Annotated in this window: 21 protein-coding genes and 1 tRNA gene; 11 read left to right on the top strand and 11 right to left on the bottom strand. The window is 70.2% G+C overall.

The window, feature by feature from the left end; translation table 11 throughout:
* The first annotated feature begins 86 nt into the window (after positions 1-86).
* Together QNO12_RS06745 and QNO12_RS06740 are read left to right on the top strand one after the other, a co-directional pair.
* Positions 87-746: a response regulator transcription factor gene (locus tag QNO12_RS06745; RefSeq protein ID WP_257502007.1), complete on the top strand. Its 660-nt coding sequence runs from the start codon at positions 87-89 to the stop codon at positions 744-746.
* Positions 743-1834: a sensor histidine kinase gene (locus QNO12_RS06740; RefSeq protein ID WP_257502006.1), complete on the top strand. Its 1092-nt coding sequence runs from the start codon at positions 743-745 to the stop codon at positions 1832-1834. Before QNO12_RS06745 ends, QNO12_RS06740 begins: the two co-directional genes overlap by 4 nt.
* Here the strand turns inward: QNO12_RS06740 and QNO12_RS06735 are convergent.
* The 4 genes from QNO12_RS06735 to QNO12_RS06720 all read right to left on the bottom strand — a co-directional run bounded on the left by QNO12_RS06735 (position 1807) and on the right by QNO12_RS06720 (position 4562).
* Complete coding sequence (locus tag QNO12_RS06735; RefSeq protein WP_257502005.1) at positions 1807-2274, bottom strand: VanZ family protein; 468 nt, start codon at positions 2272-2274, stop codon at positions 1807-1809. The two genes, QNO12_RS06740 and QNO12_RS06735, sit on opposite strands and share 28 nt — an antisense overlap.
* A gap of 130 nt (positions 2275-2404) precedes the next feature.
* Positions 2405-3133 (bottom strand): formylglycine-generating enzyme family protein, encoded by a 729-nt coding sequence (locus tag QNO12_RS06730; protein WP_306820640.1) that lies wholly within the window; start codon positions 3131-3133, stop codon positions 2405-2407.
* 100 nt (positions 3134-3233) lie between these two features.
* Complete coding sequence (locus tag QNO12_RS06725) at positions 3234-3512, bottom strand: GlsB/YeaQ/YmgE family stress response membrane protein (protein ID WP_257502003.1); 279 nt, start codon at positions 3510-3512, stop codon at positions 3234-3236.
* Positions 3513-3734: 222 nt separating this feature from the next.
* Positions 3735-4562 carry an SDR family NAD(P)-dependent oxidoreductase gene (locus tag QNO12_RS06720; RefSeq protein ID WP_257502002.1) on the bottom strand — a complete coding sequence of 276 codons (828 nt, stop codon included), beginning with the start codon at positions 4560-4562 and terminating at the stop codon, positions 3735-3737.
* A 159-nt stretch (positions 4563-4721) separates the two neighbouring features.
* Between QNO12_RS06720 and QNO12_RS06715 the strand changes: the two genes are divergently transcribed.
* From QNO12_RS06715 to QNO12_RS06700, 4 genes are all read left to right on the top strand, one after another.
* A complete protein-coding gene (locus QNO12_RS06715; RefSeq protein WP_257502001.1) occupies positions 4722-5516 on the top strand; it encodes a glycosyltransferase family 2 protein in 795 nt (264 codons plus the stop codon).
* Positions 5513-6349, top strand: coding sequence for an endonuclease/exonuclease/phosphatase family protein (locus QNO12_RS06710; protein WP_257502000.1), 837 nt, complete (start codon positions 5513-5515; stop codon positions 6347-6349). The genes QNO12_RS06715 and QNO12_RS06710 overlap by 4 nt, the downstream gene beginning before the upstream one ends.
* Entirely contained in the window at positions 6346-6996 is a 651-nt protein-coding gene (locus QNO12_RS06705; RefSeq protein WP_257501999.1) for a DUF2238 domain-containing protein, read from the top strand. Before QNO12_RS06710 ends, QNO12_RS06705 begins: the two co-directional genes overlap by 4 nt.
* A gap of 90 nt (positions 6997-7086) precedes the next feature.
* Entirely contained in the window at positions 7087-7680 is a 594-nt protein-coding gene (locus QNO12_RS06700; protein WP_257501998.1) for a TetR/AcrR family transcriptional regulator, read from the top strand.
* Positions 7681-7721: 41 nt separating this feature from the next.
* Here QNO12_RS06700 and QNO12_RS06695 read toward each other — a convergent pair whose 3' ends face one another.
* The 3 genes from QNO12_RS06695 to QNO12_RS06685 all read right to left on the bottom strand — a co-directional run bounded on the left by QNO12_RS06695 (position 7722) and on the right by QNO12_RS06685 (position 9779).
* Positions 7722-8420, bottom strand: coding sequence for an ABC transporter ATP-binding protein (locus QNO12_RS06695; RefSeq protein ID WP_257501997.1), 699 nt, complete (start codon positions 8418-8420; stop codon positions 7722-7724).
* A gap of 9 nt (positions 8421-8429) precedes the next feature.
* Entirely contained in the window at positions 8430-9464 is a 1035-nt protein-coding gene (locus tag QNO12_RS06690) for an FtsX-like permease family protein (protein WP_350338522.1), read from the bottom strand.
* 239 nt (positions 9465-9703) lie between these two features.
* A tRNA-Glu gene (locus QNO12_RS06685) sits at positions 9704-9779 on the bottom strand.
* Between the two features lie 104 nt (positions 9780-9883).
* Here QNO12_RS06685 and QNO12_RS06680 point away from each other — a divergent pair.
* A complete protein-coding gene (locus QNO12_RS06680; protein WP_257501995.1) occupies positions 9884-10522 on the top strand; it encodes an MBL fold metallo-hydrolase in 639 nt (212 codons plus the stop codon).
* A gap of 74 nt (positions 10523-10596) precedes the next feature.
* On the opposite strand, the gene QNO12_RS06675 is transcribed toward QNO12_RS06680, so the two are convergent.
* The 4 genes from QNO12_RS06675 to QNO12_RS06660 form a co-directional block, all read right to left on the bottom strand.
* Positions 10597-10866 carry an HPr family phosphocarrier protein gene (locus QNO12_RS06675; RefSeq protein WP_257501994.1) on the bottom strand — a complete coding sequence of 90 codons (270 nt, stop codon included), beginning with the start codon at positions 10864-10866 and terminating at the stop codon, positions 10597-10599.
* Between the two features lie 67 nt (positions 10867-10933).
* Positions 10934-13006 (bottom strand): PTS fructose transporter subunit IIABC, encoded by a 2073-nt coding sequence (locus QNO12_RS06670; protein ID WP_257501993.1) that lies wholly within the window; start codon positions 13004-13006, stop codon positions 10934-10936.
* Between the two features lie 48 nt (positions 13007-13054).
* Entirely contained in the window at positions 13055-14044 is a 990-nt protein-coding gene (gene pfkB, locus QNO12_RS06665) for a 1-phosphofructokinase (RefSeq protein WP_257501992.1), read from the bottom strand.
* On the bottom strand, positions 14041-14826 hold the full coding sequence (locus QNO12_RS06660) for a DeoR/GlpR family DNA-binding transcription regulator (RefSeq protein ID WP_257501991.1): 786 nt from the start codon (positions 14824-14826) through the stop codon (positions 14041-14043). The genes pfkB and QNO12_RS06660 overlap by 4 nt, the downstream gene beginning before the upstream one ends.
* 88 nt (positions 14827-14914) lie before the next feature.
* On the opposite strand from QNO12_RS06660, the gene QNO12_RS06655 reads away from it, so the two are divergent.
* The 4 genes from QNO12_RS06655 (at position 14915) to QNO12_RS06640 (ending at position 20385) form a co-directional block, all read left to right on the top strand.
* Entirely contained in the window at positions 14915-15820 is a 906-nt protein-coding gene (locus QNO12_RS06655) for a phosphotransferase (protein ID WP_257501990.1), read from the top strand.
* A 211-nt stretch (positions 15821-16031) separates the two neighbouring features.
* Positions 16032-17516, top strand: coding sequence for an aldehyde dehydrogenase family protein (locus tag QNO12_RS06650; RefSeq protein WP_257501989.1), 1485 nt, complete (start codon positions 16032-16034; stop codon positions 17514-17516).
* Between the two features lie 95 nt (positions 17517-17611).
* A complete protein-coding gene (adhP, locus tag QNO12_RS06645) occupies positions 17612-18670 on the top strand; it encodes an alcohol dehydrogenase AdhP (protein WP_257501988.1) in 1059 nt (352 codons plus the stop codon).
* A gap of 125 nt (positions 18671-18795) precedes the next feature.
* A complete protein-coding gene (locus QNO12_RS06640; protein WP_257501987.1) occupies positions 18796-20385 on the top strand; it encodes a carbohydrate-binding protein in 1590 nt (529 codons plus the stop codon).
* Positions 20386-20408: the final 23 nt, after the last annotated feature.

The raw sequence follows: 20408 nt of genomic DNA, 5'->3' as shown, positions 1-20408 counted from the left end.
GGTGCTATCCCACGCGCCGGACTGTTGCCGGGACGTACGCGCAATCGCATACGCCGGCGATATCCGCACCCGCCTACTCTGGGTGCATGCGCGTGCTGATCGTCGAGGATGAGCCATACCTCGCCGAGGCGATCCGGGATGGGCTCCGCCTCGAGGCGATCGCGGCCGACATCGCCGGCGACGGCGACACCGCGCTGCAGCTGCTGGCGATCAACGCGTACGACGTCGTCGTGCTCGACCGCGACATCCCCGGCCCCAACGGCGACGAGATCGCCCGGTACCTCGCGACGCAGCCCGAGAGCCCCCGCGTGCTGATGCTCACCGCCGCGGACCGGCTCGATGACAAGCAGAGCGGTTTCGAAAGCGGCGCCGACGACTATCTGACCAAGCCCTTCGCACTGCGGGAGCTCATCCTGCGGCTGCGCGCGATCGCGCGGCGGCCCGCTGCGGGCGCACCGCCGGTCGTCGAGGTGTCCGGCGTCCGACTGGATCGATTCCGGCGGGAGGTCTTCCGCGACGGCCGCTATGTGGCGCTCACCCGCAAGCAGTTCGCGGTGCTGGACGTGCTGATGACCGCGGGCGGCGGCGTGGTCAGCGCGGAGGACCTCCTCGAGCGCGCGTGGGACGAGAACGCCGACCCGTTCACCAACGCGGTCCGGATCACGATCTCGACGCTGCGCAAGCGCCTCGGTGAGCCGTGGGTCATCGACACCGTCCCGGGCGTCGGCTACCGGATGAGCCCGTGACCGGCAGCGGACGGCCGCGCGGCCTGTCGGTGCGGGTCAAGCTCACGCTCAGCTACGCCGGCTTCCTGGTGATCGCCGGCATCGCGCTGTTCATCGTCGGTTTCCTGCTGCTGCGGTTCGTGCCGGACGGGAACCTCTCGATGAACGGCGGCGGGTTCGTTCCCAGCCGGCAGGACCTGGTCGAGGTGTTCGTGCGCTACGCGTGGTGGGCGATGGGCCTGCTCGTGCTGTTCGGGCTGGTGGGCGGATGGCTGCTGGCCGGCATCGTGCTGCGACCGCTCGGCCGGATCACCGCTGTCGCCGGCCGTGCCCGCGACGGCGAGCTCGATCAGCGCATCGATCTGCCCGGACCGCGGGACGAGCTCACCGAGCTGGCCGACACCTTCGATGCGATGCTCGAGCGGGTTCAGCGCACGATCGACGAGGAGCGCCGTTTCGCCGCGAACGCGTCGCACGAGCTGCGCACTCCCCTGTCGGTCATCCGCACGATGATCGAGGTCGCCCGGGCCGACCCTGCCGGGCGCGACGCGGAGGTCGTCCTGGAGCGCATCGGTGCGATGAACGAGCGGGCGATCCGGTCTACGCAGGCGCTGCTGACGCTCGCGCGCGCCGGGCGGGGCGTCGCGCTGGAGACCTCGGCACTGGACCTGGCCCCGCTGGTGGCCACGGCCGTCGACGATATGCGACCGGATGCCGCGGCCCGCGGCATCCGGGTGGCCGCATTCCTGGAACCTGCCCCCGTGCGAGGCAGCGCGACTCTGCTCGGGCAGCTGGCTGCCAACCTCCTGCAGAACGCGGTGGTGCACAACGTCGACGGCGGGTGGGTCCGCGTTCGTCTCGCGACCCTGCCGACGTCTGCCGAACTGGTGGTCGAGAACAGCGGAGTGCGACTGGATCCGCACGTCATCGCGACGCTGACCGAGCCGTTCGTCCGTGGCGCGGGACGGGCACGGACCGCCGAGGCGCACGATGGATCAGGACTGGGGCTGGCGATCGTGGCGTCCATCGTGCGGGCGCACGGCGGAAGCCTCACCATCTCGCCAGTGGACCAGGGCGGGCTTCACGTGCGGGTCACGCTGCCGCGCTGACGCGGTCGGGTCAGGGCAGCCAGCACGACCCGCACGACGGTGACGACGAGGACGCCGAGCGCACCGCCGACGGTGTTCCAGAGCAGGTCCTCGCCATCCGGCACGCGTCCGGGGATCGAGGCCTGCGCATGCTCGACCGCGGCCGAGAGTGCGAAACCGCCCAGGATCGCAAGCGGCCAGAAACGGCGGCTGAGCAGCAGCGCGAGCGTCGCGCCCAGCGGCAGGAACAGGACCGCGTTGAGCGCCCGCTCCGCCTCGCTGTACGGAATCCACACCAGCAGTGGGGCGGTGATGCCGTCCAGGAACTGCATGAATGCGCCCCGCGCGGGCGCGACCAGCCGCCGCGGCGCGAGCGTGAGGACGGTGACGGCGAGCGCTGCCAGGGCCGTTGCGACGACGCGGACGCCGCGGCGACGAGCCGTGGGTGTGGCGTGGCTCATGTGGAACCTTCCCGCCGGCGTTTCGGCGCGCCGGCAGGACCAGTTCACGCCGCAGCGTGTTGCGGGAGCGTATGCGGCGGCCGAATGGTCCTCGGTGCGTCGGACCACATCACTGAGCGCCTCGGCCCGCTCAGCGCTTCGGCGTCCACCCGGGCGGGAGGGGCGCCTGGAGGTCGGCTCGCTCCCGGTCCATGCGCGCCGACCAGCCCTGGGCCTGCTCGGTGCCGTCGAAGCCCCCGCGTGCCACCCGGAATCCGACATCGTCGTGCGTCGCCCGCGGAGGGCCGCCCCGACGGGTGCCGGCCCTGACGCTCCACGCGTCGTCGGCGAATCCGCCGCCGCGGAAGACGCGGTAGTCGTCGTAGCGAGCGGGATCGAGCAGGTCCCAGCACCACTCCCAGACGTTCCCCAGCGTGTCGAACAGCCCGTTCAGGTTGGGCAGCTTCAGTCCGACGTCCTGCGGTGCCGAAACGCCGTCGAGAGCGGTCCAGGCGACCTCCGGGAGTGGGCCGTACTGCGGGGCCGCCGATCCGGCACGGCAGGCGAACTCCCACTCCGCCTCCGTCGGGAGGCGATAGCCGTCGGCATCCACGTGCCACGTCACCTCGGCGCCGTCGAAGGTGTATGCCGGATCGAAACCCTCCCACTCGGATGCGGCGTTGCAGAACCGGATCGCCCGCAACCAGCTCACCTCGACTGCCGGGCGCCGTGGATGAGCAGACGGCTCGCCGATCACCTCGCCCAGTTGCTCCTGGGTGACCGGGAACACACCGATCTCGAACGGCTGCAGCTCGACCGTGCGCCGGATCCGGCGCCGTGCGTCGTGCAGCTGCACCCGCCCGGAAGCGATGCGCGCCATCTCCAGTTCAGCCACCGGGGAAGTCTCGCACGACCAGGAAACGCCGAAGGCCGCGCGAGGTGGGATCCCTCGTGCGGCCTTCGGTGGGACGCGCTGCGGCTCAGCGGCTGCGTGCACCCCGACGCGCGACGGCGACGTAGATACCGAGCACGACGATCGCACCGATGATCGAGCCGATGATGCCGGCAGGCTGCAGGAATCCCTGGGCCGGGTCGCTGCCGAAGATGAGGTATCCGAGGAAGCCGCCGACGAACGAGCCGACGATGCCGAGCACGATCGTCATGAGGATCCCCATGCTCTGCTTGCCGGGGATGATGGCGCGGGCGATGAAGCCGGCGATGAGTCCGACCACGATGAGGCCGAGAATGGTCCAGAGCATGACTTCTCCTTTGTCAGGTGGGTGCCGGCGAGGTGCAGACGCCCCAATTGAGACGCCGATCAGGCTAACAGGACGCTGAAATCTGGCCACTAATCAACGCTCGGCCCTTGACGGGTCGTCGTGGAAGACCCCATAATTCGCGTTCGCGGTCGTACGGGGCCTGCGCGCCGTTCCCACGTGCTCGGTGCGTCATCCGGAGCGTATGCAGTGGCCGGACGATCCTCAGGGCGTCAGACCGACCATCTCGGCACTGCGGTCCCAGAGCATCTTCGCCGCCAGGGGATCCTCCGCCGCGCGGATCGCGCGAGCGGGCCGGTTCTTCGCGTAGTAGCCGCCGGGCACCCAGTCCAGGCCGGGCCGGCCGAGAGCGAGCCACGTCAGCCGGGATCCGCCCACCTCGACGGTGTCCAGCAGCCTCTTGGTGAGCGGACTGGTGTACATGAAATGCCACGATCCGCGAGCGCCGGCGGCGAAGCCGCTGGCGATCACGCCGGGGTGGAAGGCGACGGCACTGACCCCGTCGTGCCCGTAGCGGCGATTCAGTTCCTTCGTGAACAGGATGTTCGCGAGCTTGGCGTTGCCGTACGCCGCGCCCGCGGAGTACCTCCTGTCACCCTGGAGGTCATCGACGTCGAACCGCGCGAACCGGCGGGCAGCCTCGCTCGCGGTCTGGATCACGCACGCGCGGCTTTCGATCAGCCGGTCCATCAGCAGCCCGGTCAGCAGGAAGCCACCCAGATGATTGACCTGGAAGGTCAGCTCGTACCCGTCCACCGTGGTCGTCCGCTCCCCGAAGACGCCGCCGGCGTTGTTGGCCAGGACATCGATGCGCCGGTACGCCTCGAGCAGGGATGCCGCCAGCCGGCGCACCTGCGACAGGTCGCTGTAATCGGCCACGAACGATGCCACGCCCAGGGACCGGGCCACCGCGGCGGTCTTCCGCGGATCGCGACCGACGATCACGACCTCCTCGCCGGCGTCGCGCAGCTGCCGGGCGGATGCCGCTCCGATTCCGTCGCTCGCTCCGGTGATCACGATCGTGCGCGGCATACTCCTCCTCAGGGTCGAATCCGGCCAGCGTAGTTATCCTGACACCGCAGCACCGTCAAGGCTTTGCGCCGGACCGGCGGGGTGACCGATGCTGGAGAGCCTCGTCGCTCGGCGAGGGACCCGCGCACCCCGGCGCGACCCGGCCCGGAAGGACACCAGGTGCCATCTGGCTCATCCGGCCGGCTGACCGTCTCGGTCGTGGTCCCCGTCAAGGACGACGCCACCGAGCTGGCGCGCTGTCTACGCGCTCTTGCGCTGCAGACCCGGACCGCGCACGAGATCGTCGTCGTCGACAACGGCTCGCGCGATCACTCCGCGCAGGTCGGGCGGGATGCCGGAGCGCGCGTGGTCCGCTGCGACCGGCCCGGCATCCCTGCCGCGAGCGCGTACGGGTACGACCAGGCGAGTGGAGACATCATCCTGCGGTTGGACGCCGACTGCCTGCCGGGCCCACGGTGGATCGAGACGATGGCGGTCGCCTTCGAAGCCCGACCCGAGGTGGCGGCCTTCACCGGCGGCGCCCGTTTCATCGACGGTCCGCGTCCGCTTCGCAGGTGGCTTGCCGCCGCGTATCTGGGCGCCTACGCCGCCGTCCTGATCCCGACCCTCGGGCATCTCCCCCTCTTCGGCTCGAACCTGGCGTTCCGCCGCGACGTGTGGCGCGGCATCCGCTCGCACGTCCACCGCATTAGCCCGTCGCTGCACGACGACCTCGACCTGGCGTTCCACCTCGGCGAGCGGCACCGCATCCGCTACCTGCCGGACGCGGCGATGGGAATCTCGATGCGCCCGTTCGCAGACCGGCGCGCGTTCGCGCAGCGCGTCGCGCGGGGCTTCGGCACGGTACTCGTGCACTGGCCGCAGGACTTTCCACCGGTGAGGTGGGTGCGCCTCGGGCTGCGCCGGGGGCTGCGCCAGCTCGGTGTGCCCGCGCCCGGACGCTCGGCGCGATGAGCGACGCGATCATCGGCCCGGTCGCACCGCCCGAGCTGCACATCATGACGTTCAACATCCGTCGCCGCATGGACGGGCTCGCACGGCGCCCGGCGGATCGGTGGCGCACGCGCCGCCCGCTGGTGCAGGAGCTGCTCCGATCGGAGCAGCCCACACTCGTCGGTGTGCAGGAGGCGCTGCCGGATCAAGCCGACACCATCTCGGACGCGCTCGGCGACCGGTACCGGTTCATCGGGTACGGACGGCGTATCGGACGCCGCGGCGAAGCGTGTCCGCTGTACTTCGATGCTTCCCGCCTGGAGCTGCTGGACTGGGAGCAGCGCGCACTCTCCGACTCCCCCGCGGTGGCCGGCTCCCGCTCGTGGGGGAATCTGATCCCCCGGGTCATCGTCAGCGCGACCTTCCGGGATCGCGCGACGGGCACCGATGTCTTCGTGGCGAACACGCATCTGGACCCCTTCTCGCAGCGGTCCCGGGTGCGCGCAGCGCGAGAGATCCGCCGCATCGTCGCCACCCAGCCACTGCCGGCCGTGGTGACCGGCGACCTCAACGCCGGCCCGCAGTCTCCCACCGTGGGCGAACTGCTCGCCCACGGCACTTTGACGGATGCGTGGCGGGCTGCGCACACGCGCCTGACACCCGAATGGGGCACGTTCCCGGACTACCGATCCCCGCGCCTGCGCGGCGGTCGCATCGACTGGATCGCGGTGACCCCGACGGTGCGGGTGTCGCGCGCGGCCGTCAACGCACGACGCGTGCGCGGCAGCTGGGCCTCGGATCACCTGCCGGTGCAGGCCGTCGTGAGGATCCCGCCGACGGAAGGACCATCATGAGGAGGAACTTCCTGCGGCTGCCCCAGGGGCCGGCTGAAGTCGCGGCGGATCTGGTGCGCGTCGTCGGCCTGGTCAGCGTCGTGGTCGCCGCGATCTGGTTCAGCCCCACGGATGCCGGCATCCTCGCCCTCGCCCTGCCCGCGCTGCTGGTGCCGCGCTTCGTCGGCGTGCGAGCGGCATTCGACATCGGCTACGGGGTGATCGTGCTGATCGCTGCCTGGAGCAATGTCATCGATCTGTATCGGACCGTTCCGGGGTGGGACCTGCTCGTCCACTTCCTGTGCACGGGGGTCATCGCAGCCGTTGCATACCTCGCGCTCGGCCGCTGGGGCATCGTCGCCGCTCCGGGCGGCGCATCCTTCGCGGCCCGGAGTCCCCTCGTGCTGGTGCCTGCCGTCGGCCTGGCCGTGAGCGCACTCTGGGAGATGATCGAGTGGGTCGGATACACGTTCGTCAGCGACGACATCTTCGTCGCCTACACCGACACGATCGGGGACATGGCGGTGGGCGGGCTGGGCGCGCTGGCAACAGCCGTGCTGGTCGCCTACGTCCGGCTCGCCCGCGCAGACCCGGCGGACGAACGCCGCGGTTCGCTAGTCGCCGAGCGCCGGGGCACCGGCACCGACGGTGTCGCCGGCGACGGCTGACTCGCGGCGGCGCACAGGCGGCAGGCCGACCGTGGCGAGCAGGCCGGTGGCTAAACTACGAGCATCGCCCGATGAAGGAGCCGCACAGGCATGCCGAAGATCTCCGCCCCGACCGTCGCCGAACACCGCAGACGGCAGCGCGAGGCGCTCCTGACGGCCGCGACGGACCTGCTCGTGCGGGGCGGCGTCTCCGCCGTCACTCCCGCCGCCGTGGGCGCGGCCGCTGGGCTCGCCCGCCCCAGCGTGTACCAGTACTTCGACTCAACCGCTGGGATTCTGGCCGCGATCATCGAGGACTCGTTCCCGCGGGCCAACGCCCGCCTCGCCGTCGCGCTGGACGGACTCGTCGAGCCGCTCGAGGTGATGGACGCGTACGTGCGCGAGACCCTGCGCCAGGCCGCCGAGGGCGCGCACCGGCCGGCTGCGGCGCTGTCCGGCGCCGAGCTGCCGGAGCAGTGTCGGGCCCGGCTGTCAGAGCTGCATCGGGAGCAGGTGGCGCCGTTCATGGATGCACTGCAGCGACTCGGTGTGCCCGACCTGATGATCACCGCGCGCCTGCTCGGCGGCGTGCTCGAGTCGGCCATGGGCGCCATCGAGTCGGGTGCGGAGCCCGAGGCTGTCACCCGTGCGACGATCGCCCTGATCCACGCCGCGGTCCAGCCGCCCGGCCCGGCGCCGGCGTAGCCGAACGCGGCCCGGGCGGTGCGGCCCGCGCGGCGTGGCCGCTATGCGAGGGCTGCGCGCTCGTGCACGCTCAGATTGCCGTCGACCATCGTCAGCACCGCATCCATCAGCGGCAGGTGGGACCGGTCGTGGGTCACCAGCAGGGTGGCGACACCGCGGGAGCGGGTCAGCTCGATGATCAGCTCGATGATCGCCCCGCCCCGCTCCTGGTCCAGAGCGCTCGTCGGCTCGTCCACCACCAGCACGGAGGCGTCGTTCATGAACGCCCGCGCGATGTTCACGCGCTGCCGCTCGCCTCCGGAAAGCGCCTGAGGGCGCTTGTGCGCCTTCTTCTCCAGGCCCACGGCGGCAAGAAGCTCGAGTGCCTTCCCGCGCGTCGCCGACCGCGATCGCCGCGTCCTGGACGAGCCGAGGTGGCTCATCAGCTCGAGCTGCTCGAGCACCGTGAGGGAGGCGAGCAGGTTGGGCTGCTGGAAGACGATGCCGATCTCGTCCCGGCGCAGGGCTGCGGGCTCGCGACGGGACAGGCCCGCCGTCGGCGTGCCGTTGATCAGCACGTCGCCGTGCTGCGGGGAGATCAGCGTGGACGCCACGGCCAGCACGCTGGACTTGCCGGACCCGCTCGGGCCGGTGATCGCGGTGATCTGGCCGGGCCCGACCTTCAGGCTCGCCGCGTTGATCGCGGTGATGACGCCGTCGCCGTCTGGGTAGGTGAGGGTGACCTCGCGAAGTTCGATCATGGTCGGTTCCTAGCTGTTCTGAGCGTTGAGGGCGGAAAGCGGGTCGGCTTTGACGACACTGCGCAGCGCGAATGCGGCTCCGACGAGACCGAGAGCGACCATCGCGATGCCGGGCAGCACCGTGGTGAGCGGACTGATCACGAAGGGGACGGCCGCGGGCAGCGCGGCTCCCGCTGCCACGGTGAGCCCGATCCCGAGCCCCACACCCACGAGGAGCACGACGAAGGCCTGACCGAGCGCGTCGCGCACCAGGCTGCCGGTCGAGGCGCCCAGCGCCTTGAGCACGGCGATGTCCTTGCTGCGCTGGATCGTCCACACCGTGAAGAACGCGCCGATGACCAGCGCGGAGATGCCGAGCAGCAGTCCGAGCATGAGCCCCAGCGAGCCGATCTCGCTCTTGAACACCTCGATCGCCATCAGCGACATCAGCAGCGAACTGGAGGCGGTGCCTGCCTGGGCGTCCACCAGAGCGGCGTCCGTCGGTGCGCCCCGGACGATCAGGGCCGTCGAGAACGGGGCATCCGCCGCCGTCTGCTTCGCCACGGTGGTGCGCCAGTCGTCGATCGGGATCCAGATCACACCGGTGTGGCTGTACTCGGCATCCTGTGAGATCCCGGCCACGGTGAAGGTGTCGCCGAAGATGGTGATCTCCTGACCGACATCGGCCAGCAGCGCCTCGTGCGAGCGCTCCGACAGGACCACGGTCCCCGCCTCGGTCGGAATCATCTGATCGGGCGAGATGTCCGCGAAGGAGCTGTCGACTCCGAACAGCGACGCGGTCTGCTCGCGGTCACCCGCTGCCGTGACGCGGCTGGTCAGGATGCCGAGCGGCTCGGCTGCCTCCACGCCGTCCGCCGCGGTCCAGATCGCCGCGGCCTCCGCGCTGATCGTGGAGTCCGAGAAGCTGAGGGACTTGCCCTGCGCGGGCTCCGAGAGCACCACCTTGTCGGCCTGGAAGGGAAGCACCGCCGAGATGTTGGCGTTGGCCAAGCCCTGGGTCAGACCACCGAGGAAGCCGACCAGGAGAGTGATGAGAAGCACCACAGCAGCGATGAGAGCGAATCGGCCCCGGGCGAAGCCGAGATCACGCCATGCAACGAACACAGTGAACCTTACTGACAGTTGTGTCGGCATAACTGCCGTGGCCAGGATAGCACCGCGGAACGGAGCCTCTCGCAGGTGGCTCACAGGCGGCGCGAGTGCCCCGGCACTGCGGCCGGGCGGCGCGGCATCCGCGCCCGGATACTCGAAAACCCCCCGGAAATCCGGGGGGTTTTCAGTGTTGGTGACCCCAGCGGGATTCGAACCCGCGTTACCGCCGTGAGAGGGCGGCGTACTAGGCCTCTATACGATGGGGCCGCACAGGACAACCGTATAAGTATGCCATGGGCTCGGCGTACCCGACAAATCCACCCGGGTGTCAAGAACTTGCCCCGACCGCCCTCGCCCGGTTGACTCGGACGATGCGAGTCACAAAGCACCTCCACGCCGCGCTCACCGTCCAGGACTCCGGCAAGACCCTGGTCATCGACCCCGGATCATTCACCGACCCCCTGGTAGACCTGGGTGAGGTGGTGGCGATCGTCATCACCCACGAGCACGCCGACCACTGGACGCCGGACCACCTGGACCGGCTCCTGCGCAACGCCCCCGACATCCCCATCTTCGCGCCGGAGGGTGTCGTGAAGGCCGCGGCCGGCTACGACATCACCATGGTGAACCCCGGCGACACGGTGCAGATCGAGCCGTTCACCCTCAGGTTCTTCGGCGGGCAGCACGCCGTCATCCATGAGACGGTGCCCGTGGTCGACAACGTCGGCGTCCTCGTGAACGATCAGTTCTACTACCCCGGGGATTCGTACGCCGTACCCAAGGGCGTGGACGTGCGGCTGCTGGCTGCGCCGTTGGGCGCACCGTGGCTCAAGATCGGCGACGCGATGGACTTCGTCCTCGCCGTCGCGCCCCAGCAGGCGTTCGGCACGCACGACATGACGCTCTCGGTGATCGGGCGGACGATGCACCGCGCGCGGTTGCGCTGGGCCACCGAGAAGAACGGCGGCGAGTTCCTCGAGCTGGAACCCGGGGACGCGACAGACCTGTGAGGCCGGAGACGACGGATGCCGCGACCCCGAGGGCCGCGGCATCCGACGTCATCGTCCGATGACGCCCGGACCCATCACTCCGCGTCGAGGTCCGTCTCCAGCAGCGCCACGAGCTCGTCGAGCGCCTGCTCCGAGCCCTCCCCCTCGGCTTTGAGCGTCACGACGGTGCCGTGCGAGGCGCCCAAGCCCATGAGCGACAGGATGCTTCCGGCGTTGAGATCGGCGCCCCCCTCCACGGCGATGGTGACCGGGATCTTCTTCTCCTGAACGGCCTGCACGAACAGCTTCGCGGGCCGCGCGTGCAAGCCGGAGCTGCTCGCGATGGTTGCCTGACGTTCGCTCATGGGTATTCACCTTTCGTAGAAGACGGCTGACTCCAGCATTCCGCATCCGAGGCGAGGGGGGCGAGGGTCACGCCGGAACCGCTACCGCGCCGATGTTCTCGGCCACCTTCAGCTCCTTGGGCGCGATGAAGCGCTTGAAGGCGACGACCAGGAAGGCGGTGACGAGCACGCCGGCGATGAGCGCCGCCAGGAAGCCCCAGACGGGACTGATCGCGAAGAGGACGAAGATGCCGCCGTGCGGTGCGTAGGACTGCACGTTGAACACCATGCACAGCGCACCGGTCACGGCGCCGCCGACCATCGAGGCCGGGATAACCCGCAGCGGGTCGGCCGCCGCGAACGGGATCGCGCCCTCGGAGATGAACGAGGCCCCGAGCAGCCACGCGGCCTTGCCGTTCTCGCGCTCCACCGGAGTGAACACGTTCCGGGCCAGGACCGTCGAAGCCAGAGCCATGGCCAGCGGCGGGACCATGCCCGCGCACATCACAGCGCCCATGATCAGCAGCGGTGCGGGGTTATCCGCCGATCCGGCCGCCAGTCCGGCGACCGCGAAGGCGTACGCCACCTTGTTGACCGGACCGCCCAGGTCGAAGCACATCATCAGGCCCAGGATCACGCCCAGGCCGATGGCAGCGCCGCCCGACTCGGTGAGACTGGTCAGCCAGTCGGTGAGCCACATCATCAGTGTCGCGATCGGGCGACCCAGGATGAGGATCATCAGACCGGACGCGATGATCGAGCCCACCAGCGGGATGATCACCACCGGCATCAGGCTCCGAAGCCAGCGCGGCGCCGGCAGGCGGCCCAGCCACCACGCCACCAGACCGGCCAGCAGACCGCCGACGATACCGCCGATGAAGCCCGCGTTCATCAGCACGGCGACCGCGCCGGCGACGAATCCCGGTGCGATCCCGGGTCGATCGGCGATCGCGAAGGCGATGTAGCCGGCCAGCGCTGAGACGAGGAAGCCCATCGACGTCGAGCCGATCATGTAGAACACCGAGCCCAGGTACTGCCCGAGCGCGCCCAGTGGCGAGGTGATCTCCTCGGTCGGCAGATCCCACAGCGAGTTCTGGGTGATCACCGTCGCGGCGTTGGCGGTGACCTCGTACCCGCCGAGCAGGAAGCCCAGCGCGATCAGCAGACCGCCGCCGGCGACGAACGGGATCATGTAGCTGACGCCGGTGAGCAGGATCCGCTGGATGCGCGCGCCGAAGGACAGCGGCGCGGCCGTGGGCGTCGACGCCGCGGTCGCGGTGCCGCTGACCCGTGCGGAGCTCGGATCGTTGGCTGCGGCGACCGCCTCGGCGATCATCTGATCGGGCTGTTCGATCCCCCGCTTCACCCCCGAGCGGACGACCGGCTTGCCGGCGAAGCGCTGCGGTTCGCGCACATCGACATCGGTGGCGAAGATGACCGCGTCGGCGTTGTCGATCACGTCTCGCGGCAGCGCCTGATATCCGCTCGAGCCCTGCGGCTCGACGACGAGGTCGATCCCCGCCTTCTTTCCCGCGGCGGTGAGGGCGTCGGCGGCCATGAACGTGTGGGCGATGCCGGTCGCGCACGCCGTCACGGCGACCACCCGGGCAGGGCGCCCGTCGACGCTCAGCGCAGCGGCGACGGGCGGCGCCGAGGCGGCTGCGCCGGCCGACGCAGCCGAGGTCGCGGTCGTCGCGGGTGCGGCGTCCGTCTCGCCGATGGCCGTGCGCACGATCGCGACGACCTCATCCGCGGTGGTGGCGGCTCGCAGACCGCTGGTGAACTCATCCTGCATCAGGCTGCGGGCGAGCTTGGAGAGCACCGCAAGGTGAGCTTCGGCCGCGTCCTCGGGAGCGGCGATGAGGAACACCAGGTCGGCGGGGCCGTCGGGTGCACCGAAGTCGACACCGGGCTTCAGCCGTGCGAAGGCGAGTGAGGGCACGGTGACGGAGGGACTCTTGGCGTGCGGAATGGCGATGCCGCCGGGCAGCCCGGTCTCGTCCTTCTGCTCTCGCGCCCAGGCGTCCTGGAACAGCGCGTCGGCGTCGGCTGCCCTGCCCTGCTCGGCGACGCGTGCCGCAAGGGCACGGATCACCGACGCCTTGTCGGCGCCGAGCGGGGTGTCCAGCGACACCAGCTCCGGGGTGATTGTCTGGGACACGATGACCTCCAATGGTCGGGAGTGCGGTGCAGTTGTGGCGGGGGGCGATCAGAGAGCGCGAAGGAGGACCTCGCCGGCGGGCAGGTCCTGCGGTGAGGGGGCTTGGGTGCCCGGAAGGGATGCCGCCGCCGCGCCGTAGCGGACCGCGCGACGCAGCCGCTCGGCGGGGTCGTCACCGGCCCAATCATGCGGGCCGTCCACGTCCGCGATGAGGTAACCGGCCAGGGCGCTGTCGCCCGCGCCGACCGTGCTGACGACGCGGATCGGGGGCTGCCTGGCCTGCCAGGCGCCGTCGGCGGTGACCAGCACAGCGCCCTCGGCCCCCAGGGTGACCAGGGCTGCGGCAACGCGGGCGGGAACGAGCGCACGTGCGACCGGAAGCACGGCCGCTGCCAGGTCCGTCCTGTCCGCGAGCGCGATGCCGGCCAGCTCGGCCAGCTCCTCCTCGTTCGGCTTGATCAGATCCGGTGCGGCCTCGTCCACGACCGCGCGCAGGGCGGCGCCGGACGTGTCGACGGCGACGCGCGGCGCCTGTGCGCCCCACCGCCGCCGAACGGCGCGGATGACATCAACGTAGAACCGGACGCCGACTCCCGGGGGAAGCGACCCGGCGAGCACCAGCCACGCGGCACCCTCGCTGGCGGCGACCACGGCGGCGATCAGCGCGGTCGCATCCTGCGCCGAGAGAGGCGCTCCGGGAAGGTTGAGCTTCGTGGTCACGCCGGCAGGGTCGGTGATCGTCAGGTTCGCGCGGACGTGTCCGTCGATCTGGACCGCATGCGCGGTGACACCGCTCGAGCGGAGCACCGCGGCGAAGGGATCGTCGCTGGCCAGCGGCAGGACCGCGAGGGTCTGGATTCCTGCCGCGGCGATCACCCGCGCGACGTTGATGCCCTTGCCTCCGGCGTCTTCGCGAGCGGATGCTGCTGCCTGCACCTCGCCGGGACGCAGGGTGTCGCACAGGGTGATCGTGCGATCCAGCGAGGGATTGGCGGTGACGGTCACGATCCTGCCGCCGGGCTGCGCGCGCGCACTCATGCCACCCACACCTCCACGTCGGCATCCGCCAGGGCGGCGCCCAACTCGGCGTCCGGCGCAGCATCCGTCACGAGGACATCGATCTCGTCCAGGGAGGCGAAGCTCACGAGGAGGTCATGGCCGAGCTTCTCCGCGTCCGCGAGGACGACGACCCGCCGCGCTGCCCGCACGATCGCGGACTTGACGGCGGCCTCATCGGGGTCGGGGGTGCTCGCGCCGAACGTGGAGGAGATGCCGTTCGTGCCGAGAAACGCGATGTCCGGCCGCAGCCTCTCGATCGCGCGCACCGTATCGGCGCCGACGGCGGCGGCGGTCGCAGTGCGCACCCGTCCCCCGATGACGGTGAGCGATGACTCGGATGCTCCGGCGAGGGTGTGGGCCAGTGTCATGGAGTGCGTGACGACCTCCGCCTGGCCGCCGGTGACCAGCAACCGTTCCTCGAGTTGCGCGGCGACCGCATGCGTGGTGGTTCCGGCATCCAGGTAGAGCGATCCATGGAATCGATCGCCGACCAGCGCCAGCGCGCGACGCGCGATCGCCGCCTTCGCTTCGCTGCGACGGTGGGAGCGCTCCGTGAGCGTCGGCTCGACAGTGCTCTCGCGGTCCCGGACGACTGCGCCGCCGTGGACGCGGCGCAGTGCCCCCATCCGATCCAGCTGGTCCAGATCACGGCGCACGGTCTCGGTGGTCACCTCGAAGCGGCGGGCCAGGTCGACGACCCTGACGCGTCCTTCGTCGAGCAGCAGTCGCTCGATCAGCTCTTGGCGCTCCATCGCGTACACGGTTCCTCCTCGAATTTCCCACAGATTACAACACATTCCCACACATACACAAGGTCCCTGTTGGGAACGCTTTGGATAGGGTCGATGGGTGCCCGACAAGCCCGCCGCCGAACTGGTCATCTCGGAGGAGCTCGTGCGCGGTCTGGTCAGAGCGCAGGCCGGCGCGGTTCCCGGCGCAGGAAACCTCTCCCTCGCGCATGTCGCGGACGGGTGGGACTGCTCGGTGTGGCGTCTGGGTGAGGCCTGGGCCGTGCGACTGCCCCGTCGGGCACTGTCCGCTCCGCTCGTTCTGCACGAACAGGACGTGCTCGGCCCGATCGCGGCGCGTCTCGCCGTCACCGGCGTCGGCGTCCCCGCGCCGGTGGTGAACGGCCGCCCCCAGCTCTCTTTCCCCTGGGCGTGGTCGATCGTGCCCTGGTTCGACGGCGCGGCCGGCCTCGGCATCCCCCGAGCCGAACGCGCGGGCTGGGCCGCACCCCTCGCGGCCGCGCTGATCGCCCTGCACGTCCCGGCGCCCGCGGATCATCCGGTCAACCCGGTGCGCGGCGTGCCGCTCGCGCACCGGGCCGCCGGTGTGGCCGGGCGCCTGGCGTCGCTGCGAGGGCGCATCTCAAGCGCGGCGCTGGCCCGTGCGGAGAGGCTGTGGGCGACCGCGCTGGCCGCGCCCGCGTGGACGGACGCTCCGGTCTGGATCCACGGCGATCTGCACCCCGGGAACCTCATCGCGCGGGGCTCTGCGCTGGTCGCGATCATCGACTTCGGCGATGTGACCGCCGGCGATCCCGCCTACGACCTCGCCGTCGCGTGGCTTGCCTTCGATCCCGTCGGCAGGGCGGAATTCATCGCCGCGACCGGCGAGCGGTACGACGCGGCGACGTGGACGCGCGCGCACGGATGGGCGGCAGCGGTGGCCCTCCTGCTGCTGGACCACAGCGACGACAACCCCGAGTACGCGGCGCTGGCCGCCGAGGCCCTCCGGGAACTGGTGCGCTGACCGCGGGAATCACGCCACGGCGCGCTCTGAGGAGGACGACACGGCAGCATCCATGGCTTCATTATGATCCCGTGCCTCTTGTCACGCTGATGCCTTTCAGCGAGACTGACAGACCACGGATCGTTGCAACCCGGCGCACGACCCGACCCGGATCACGCAGCGCTGCGCACGATCGGTTCCTTCCCGTCAGGGCTCTCGAAGAGGAGAAGAAGTGACTCAGACGACGGCCGCGGCCGCACCCGGGATCCGCACGGATCTGATGATCGCAGGTCGCTGGCAGGAGGCGGTGGACGGCGCCCGCATGGAGGTCACCAATCCGGCGACGGGCGAAAGGCTCGGCGAGGTCGCCGCGGCATCGACGGCCGACGTGGATGCCGCCGTCCAGGCCGCGCGAGCCGCGTTCGACGCCGGCAGCTGGTCGAGGATCTCGGGACGAGAGCGCTCTCGCGTACTCCTGCGCGTGGCCGCGCTGATCCGAGAGCGGGCCGAAGAACTGGCGCAGGCCGAGAGCCTGGATGTCGGCAAGCCCATCCTGTTCGCGCGGATGATCGACGTGCCGACCGCCGCGGACCAGTTCGAGTACTTCGCGAGCCTGGCGCAGCACCTCGACGGATCCGTCCGGGAGACGCCCCTGCCCGCGTTCGCGTTCACACGACGTGAACCGCGAGGGGTGGTCGCGGCGATCAGTCCGTTCAACTTCCCGCTGATCCTCTCCAGCTCCAAGCTCGCCCCCGCGCTCGCGGCCGGCAACACCGTCGTTCACAAGCCCGCCCCGCAGACGCCGTTGAGTGCGCTGCTGATGGCCGAGATCCTGCGGGACGCCGGCGTCCCGGACGGGGTCTACAACCTCGTCGTCGGACCCGGGGCCGAACTGGGCGACGCCCTGGTGCGGCATCCGGGCGTCGACATGATCGCCTTCACCGGGTCCACGGCCGTCGGCCGGATTGTGGCGCGCACCGCGGGAGAGCACCTCAAGCCGATCGTGGCGGAGCTCGGCGGCAACGCCGCCAACATCGTCTTCGCCGACGCGGACGTGGACAAGGCGATCGGGGCCGTGATCAATGCATTCGTGTTCAACACCGGCCAATTCTGCATGGCCGGTCCGCGGCTGCTGGTGGAGCGTCCGCTGTACGACACCGTCGTGGGCATTCTGGGTCAGGCCGTCGGTGGTGTCCTGCTGGGTCGTCCGAGTGATCCCGGCACCGTCATCGGGCCACTGGCCAGCCGGGTGCAGTTGGAGAAGGTCGAGGAGATGGTGCAAGATGCCGTCGCCTCGGGCGGCACGATCATCACCGGCGGTCATCGCGTCGAGCTGGACGGCGGGTTCTACTTCGCCCCCACCGTGATCGCCGGGCTCGGCAACGACGCGGTCGCCGTGCAGGAAGAGGTGTTCGGCCCGGTGCTGACGGTCCAGCCCTTCGACACGGAGGATGAGGCGATCGGCCTCGCCAACAGCACCGCGTACGGGCTGGCGGCCGGCGTGCAGACCGGCAGCATCAGCCGCGCCCACCGCGTGGCCAACCGGCTGGAGGCGGGCATCATCTGGATCAACGGCTGGGCGATGCTCGATCCCGCCGTGCCGTTCGGCGGGGTGAAGTCCTCCGGCTGGGGGCGCGAGAGCGGGCCGGAGGCGCTGGAGTCGTTCACCAGGTCCAAGTCGGTGATCATCGCGATCGATCCCGCGGACGTCTCGTAGCCCGAATCCGGAACGGGCGACGGGACCTTCGGCACGCGCGCCCGGACCTCCGTACGGACAGACTTCGTCCATGCGGGTCCGAACGAGGAGGAATCATGCGTGCAGCGGTCGTCACAGCCTTCGGGTCACCGGCGCGAGTCGAGGAGCGTCCCGTTCCTCAACCGGGCCCGGGCCAGGTTTTGGTCCGGCTCGAAGCCTGCGGTCTCTGTCATACCGACATCCACGCGATGCACGGCGACTGGCCCGTCAAGGCGCATCTGCCCCTCGTTCCGGGGCACGAAGGCGTCGGGATCGTTGAAGAGCTTGGGGAGGGTGTGACGACGCGGCGCGTCGGTCAGCGCGTCGCCATGCCGTGGCTCGGCCACGCCTGTGGGGAATGCCGCTACTGCATCGACGGACGGGAGAACCTGTGTGAAAAGCAGTTCAATAACGGGTACGCCGTCGATGGCGGCTACGCCGAGTACATGCTCGCCGAGGCACGCTTCGCCGTCCCGGTTCCGGACAACGTCACGCCCTTGGACGCTGCACCGTTGACGTGCGCGGGCGTCACGACCTATGCCGCCATCAAGAACGCCCGCATCACCCCCGGGGAAACAGTCGCGGTGTTCGGCATCGGAGGCCTCGGTCACCTGGCGGTCCAGTATGCCCGGCTCGTCGGCGCCAAGGTCATCGCGGTCGATGTCACGGAGGAAAAGCTGGAACTGGCCACCGAACTCGGCGCTGACTTCGTCGTGAACGCACGTCGTGAGGATCCGGTACAGGCGATCCGCGACCTCGGCGGTGCGGACGCCGCGATCATCCTCGCGGTAGCGCCGGCCGTCTTCGGTCAGGCCTTCGACGCGCTCAACCGCGGAGGGCGCCTGGTCCTGGTCTCACTGCCCGCCGAGGGAACGCTTACGGTGCCGATCTTCGACACGGTCCTGAAGGGCATCAGCATCATCGGCTCGATCGTCGGGACCCGGCAGGACCTCGCAGAGGTCTTCGCCCTTCACGCCGCGGGACGCACCCGCGTGATCACCGAGACGCGCGAGCTGCAACAGGTGAACGACTCGGTCGACGAGGTGCTTGCCGGTACGGTGCCCGCACGGCTGGTCTTCATGTACCACACCGCCGACCTCGTTCCGGAGGGGGACGGCAGCGGCGGGGGAAGATGACTGCGGCCTGAGCGTCGAGCCGTCGGCGGCGCAGTCAATACCGACTCGTGATATGGCGGATTCGTGTCACCACTAGACTCGGCGTCAGTCGGTGCGCCAACCGGCCATTTGGGGGAGGCACGGGCATGTCGACGACAACAGAGGAGTCTTCGCGGCCTGGCCGCCTGCACCGCGTGGTGACGCTGATCGCCGTGCTCGGGCTGGTCGCGAGCGGCGCGATCGCGGGCGTGTCGACATCCGTCTCGACCGCATCCGCCGCCGAGACCACCGGATGCGCGCCCTTCCACCAGCCCTACTCCGGCGACCCCGCGTACGTGAAGGGCGACAAGGTCACCTTCAACGGCAAGGTCTACGTGTCGACGTTCGCGCCGAACTGGTGGTCGCCGAGCGCCGCACCGCAGTACTGGAGCGAGACGACCTGCGACACGGTCGCCGGCACGCCGGCGCCCACTCCGACACCGACGGCCACTCCGACACCGACCCCGACGCCCACGCCGACCGTGACCCCGACGGCATGCCGCCCCTTCGTCCAGCCCTACTCGGGGGACCCCGCCTATGTGAAGGGCGACAAGGTCACCTTCAACGGCAAGCCCTACGTGTCCACCTTCGCGCCGAACTGGTGGTCGCCGAGCGCCGCACCGCAGTACTGGAGCGAGACGACCTGCGGCGGCACCACCACACCGACACCGACACCCACACCGACTCCGACTCCCACCCCCACCCCGGGCGGCGGCACACCGCCCCCGACGGGCACGCCCAGCGGCATGGTCTTCAGCCCCTACAAAGACATCGCGCAGGCGATGTTCTGGAGCACCGGCTACACGATGGGGACCACGGCCGTCAACGGCTCCCCCACCCCGCTCGTCGGCGCCGGCACGACGCTGCAGTCCACGCTGCCGCAGCTGAACACCATCACCCTCGCCTTCGCCACCGGTGAGTGCGGCGCCGAGAACTGGGCTGGCGTCTCCGGCCCCGATTTCGCCGCCGCCAACGTCGCCGGCCTCGATGCGGCCGACTACGACTACATCCTCGGCACCGGGGGCGCGGCGGGCAGCTTCACCTGCGCATCGGCCGCCGGCATGCGCACCTTCATCGACCGCTACGCGAGCGACAACCTCATCGGCGTCGACTTCGACATCGAGCGCGGCCAGTCGGCCGCCGACATCCGCAACCAGGTCGCAGCGGCGGCCGCCGTTCAGGATCTCTACCCGAACCTGCGCTTCTCCTTCACCGTCGCCACGCTCGGCGCCTCCGACGGCAGCTTCGGCGGAGTGAACGACACCGGAGACACGGTCATCAAGGCAGTGCTCGCGTCGCCGCTGCGCAACTACACGATCAACCTCATGGTGATGGACTACGGCCCCGCGTCATCCTCGGTCTGCGTGATGTCGGGTGCGATCTGCGACATGGGCAAGTCGGCCATCCAGGCGGCGAAGAACCTGCGGCACAGCTATCCCGCCGTGCCGCTCGACAAAGTCGAGCTCACGCCCATGATCGCCCTCAACGACATCCCCGACGAGACCTTCACGCTGCAGGACATCGACGAGATGACCGCCTACGCCGTGGCCAATGACCTCGCGGGCCTGCACTACTGGTCACTCGACCGCGACGTGCCGTGCGGCTCGACCGCCCTCTCCAACACCTGCAACTCCACTCCTTCGGTGCCGGCCCTGGCCTACACGAACCGCTTCCTGACCGCTCTCGGCCGGCTCTAGGGCGGTCGCCCGGGCGTCGCTCG

Source organism: Microbacterium sp. zg-B185 (assembly GCF_030246885.1).
GTDB lineage: Bacteria > Actinomycetota > Actinomycetes > Actinomycetales > Microbacteriaceae > Microbacterium.
The sequence above is the reverse complement of the archived record's forward strand: the minus strand, read 5'-3'. Positions and strand labels throughout refer to the sequence as shown.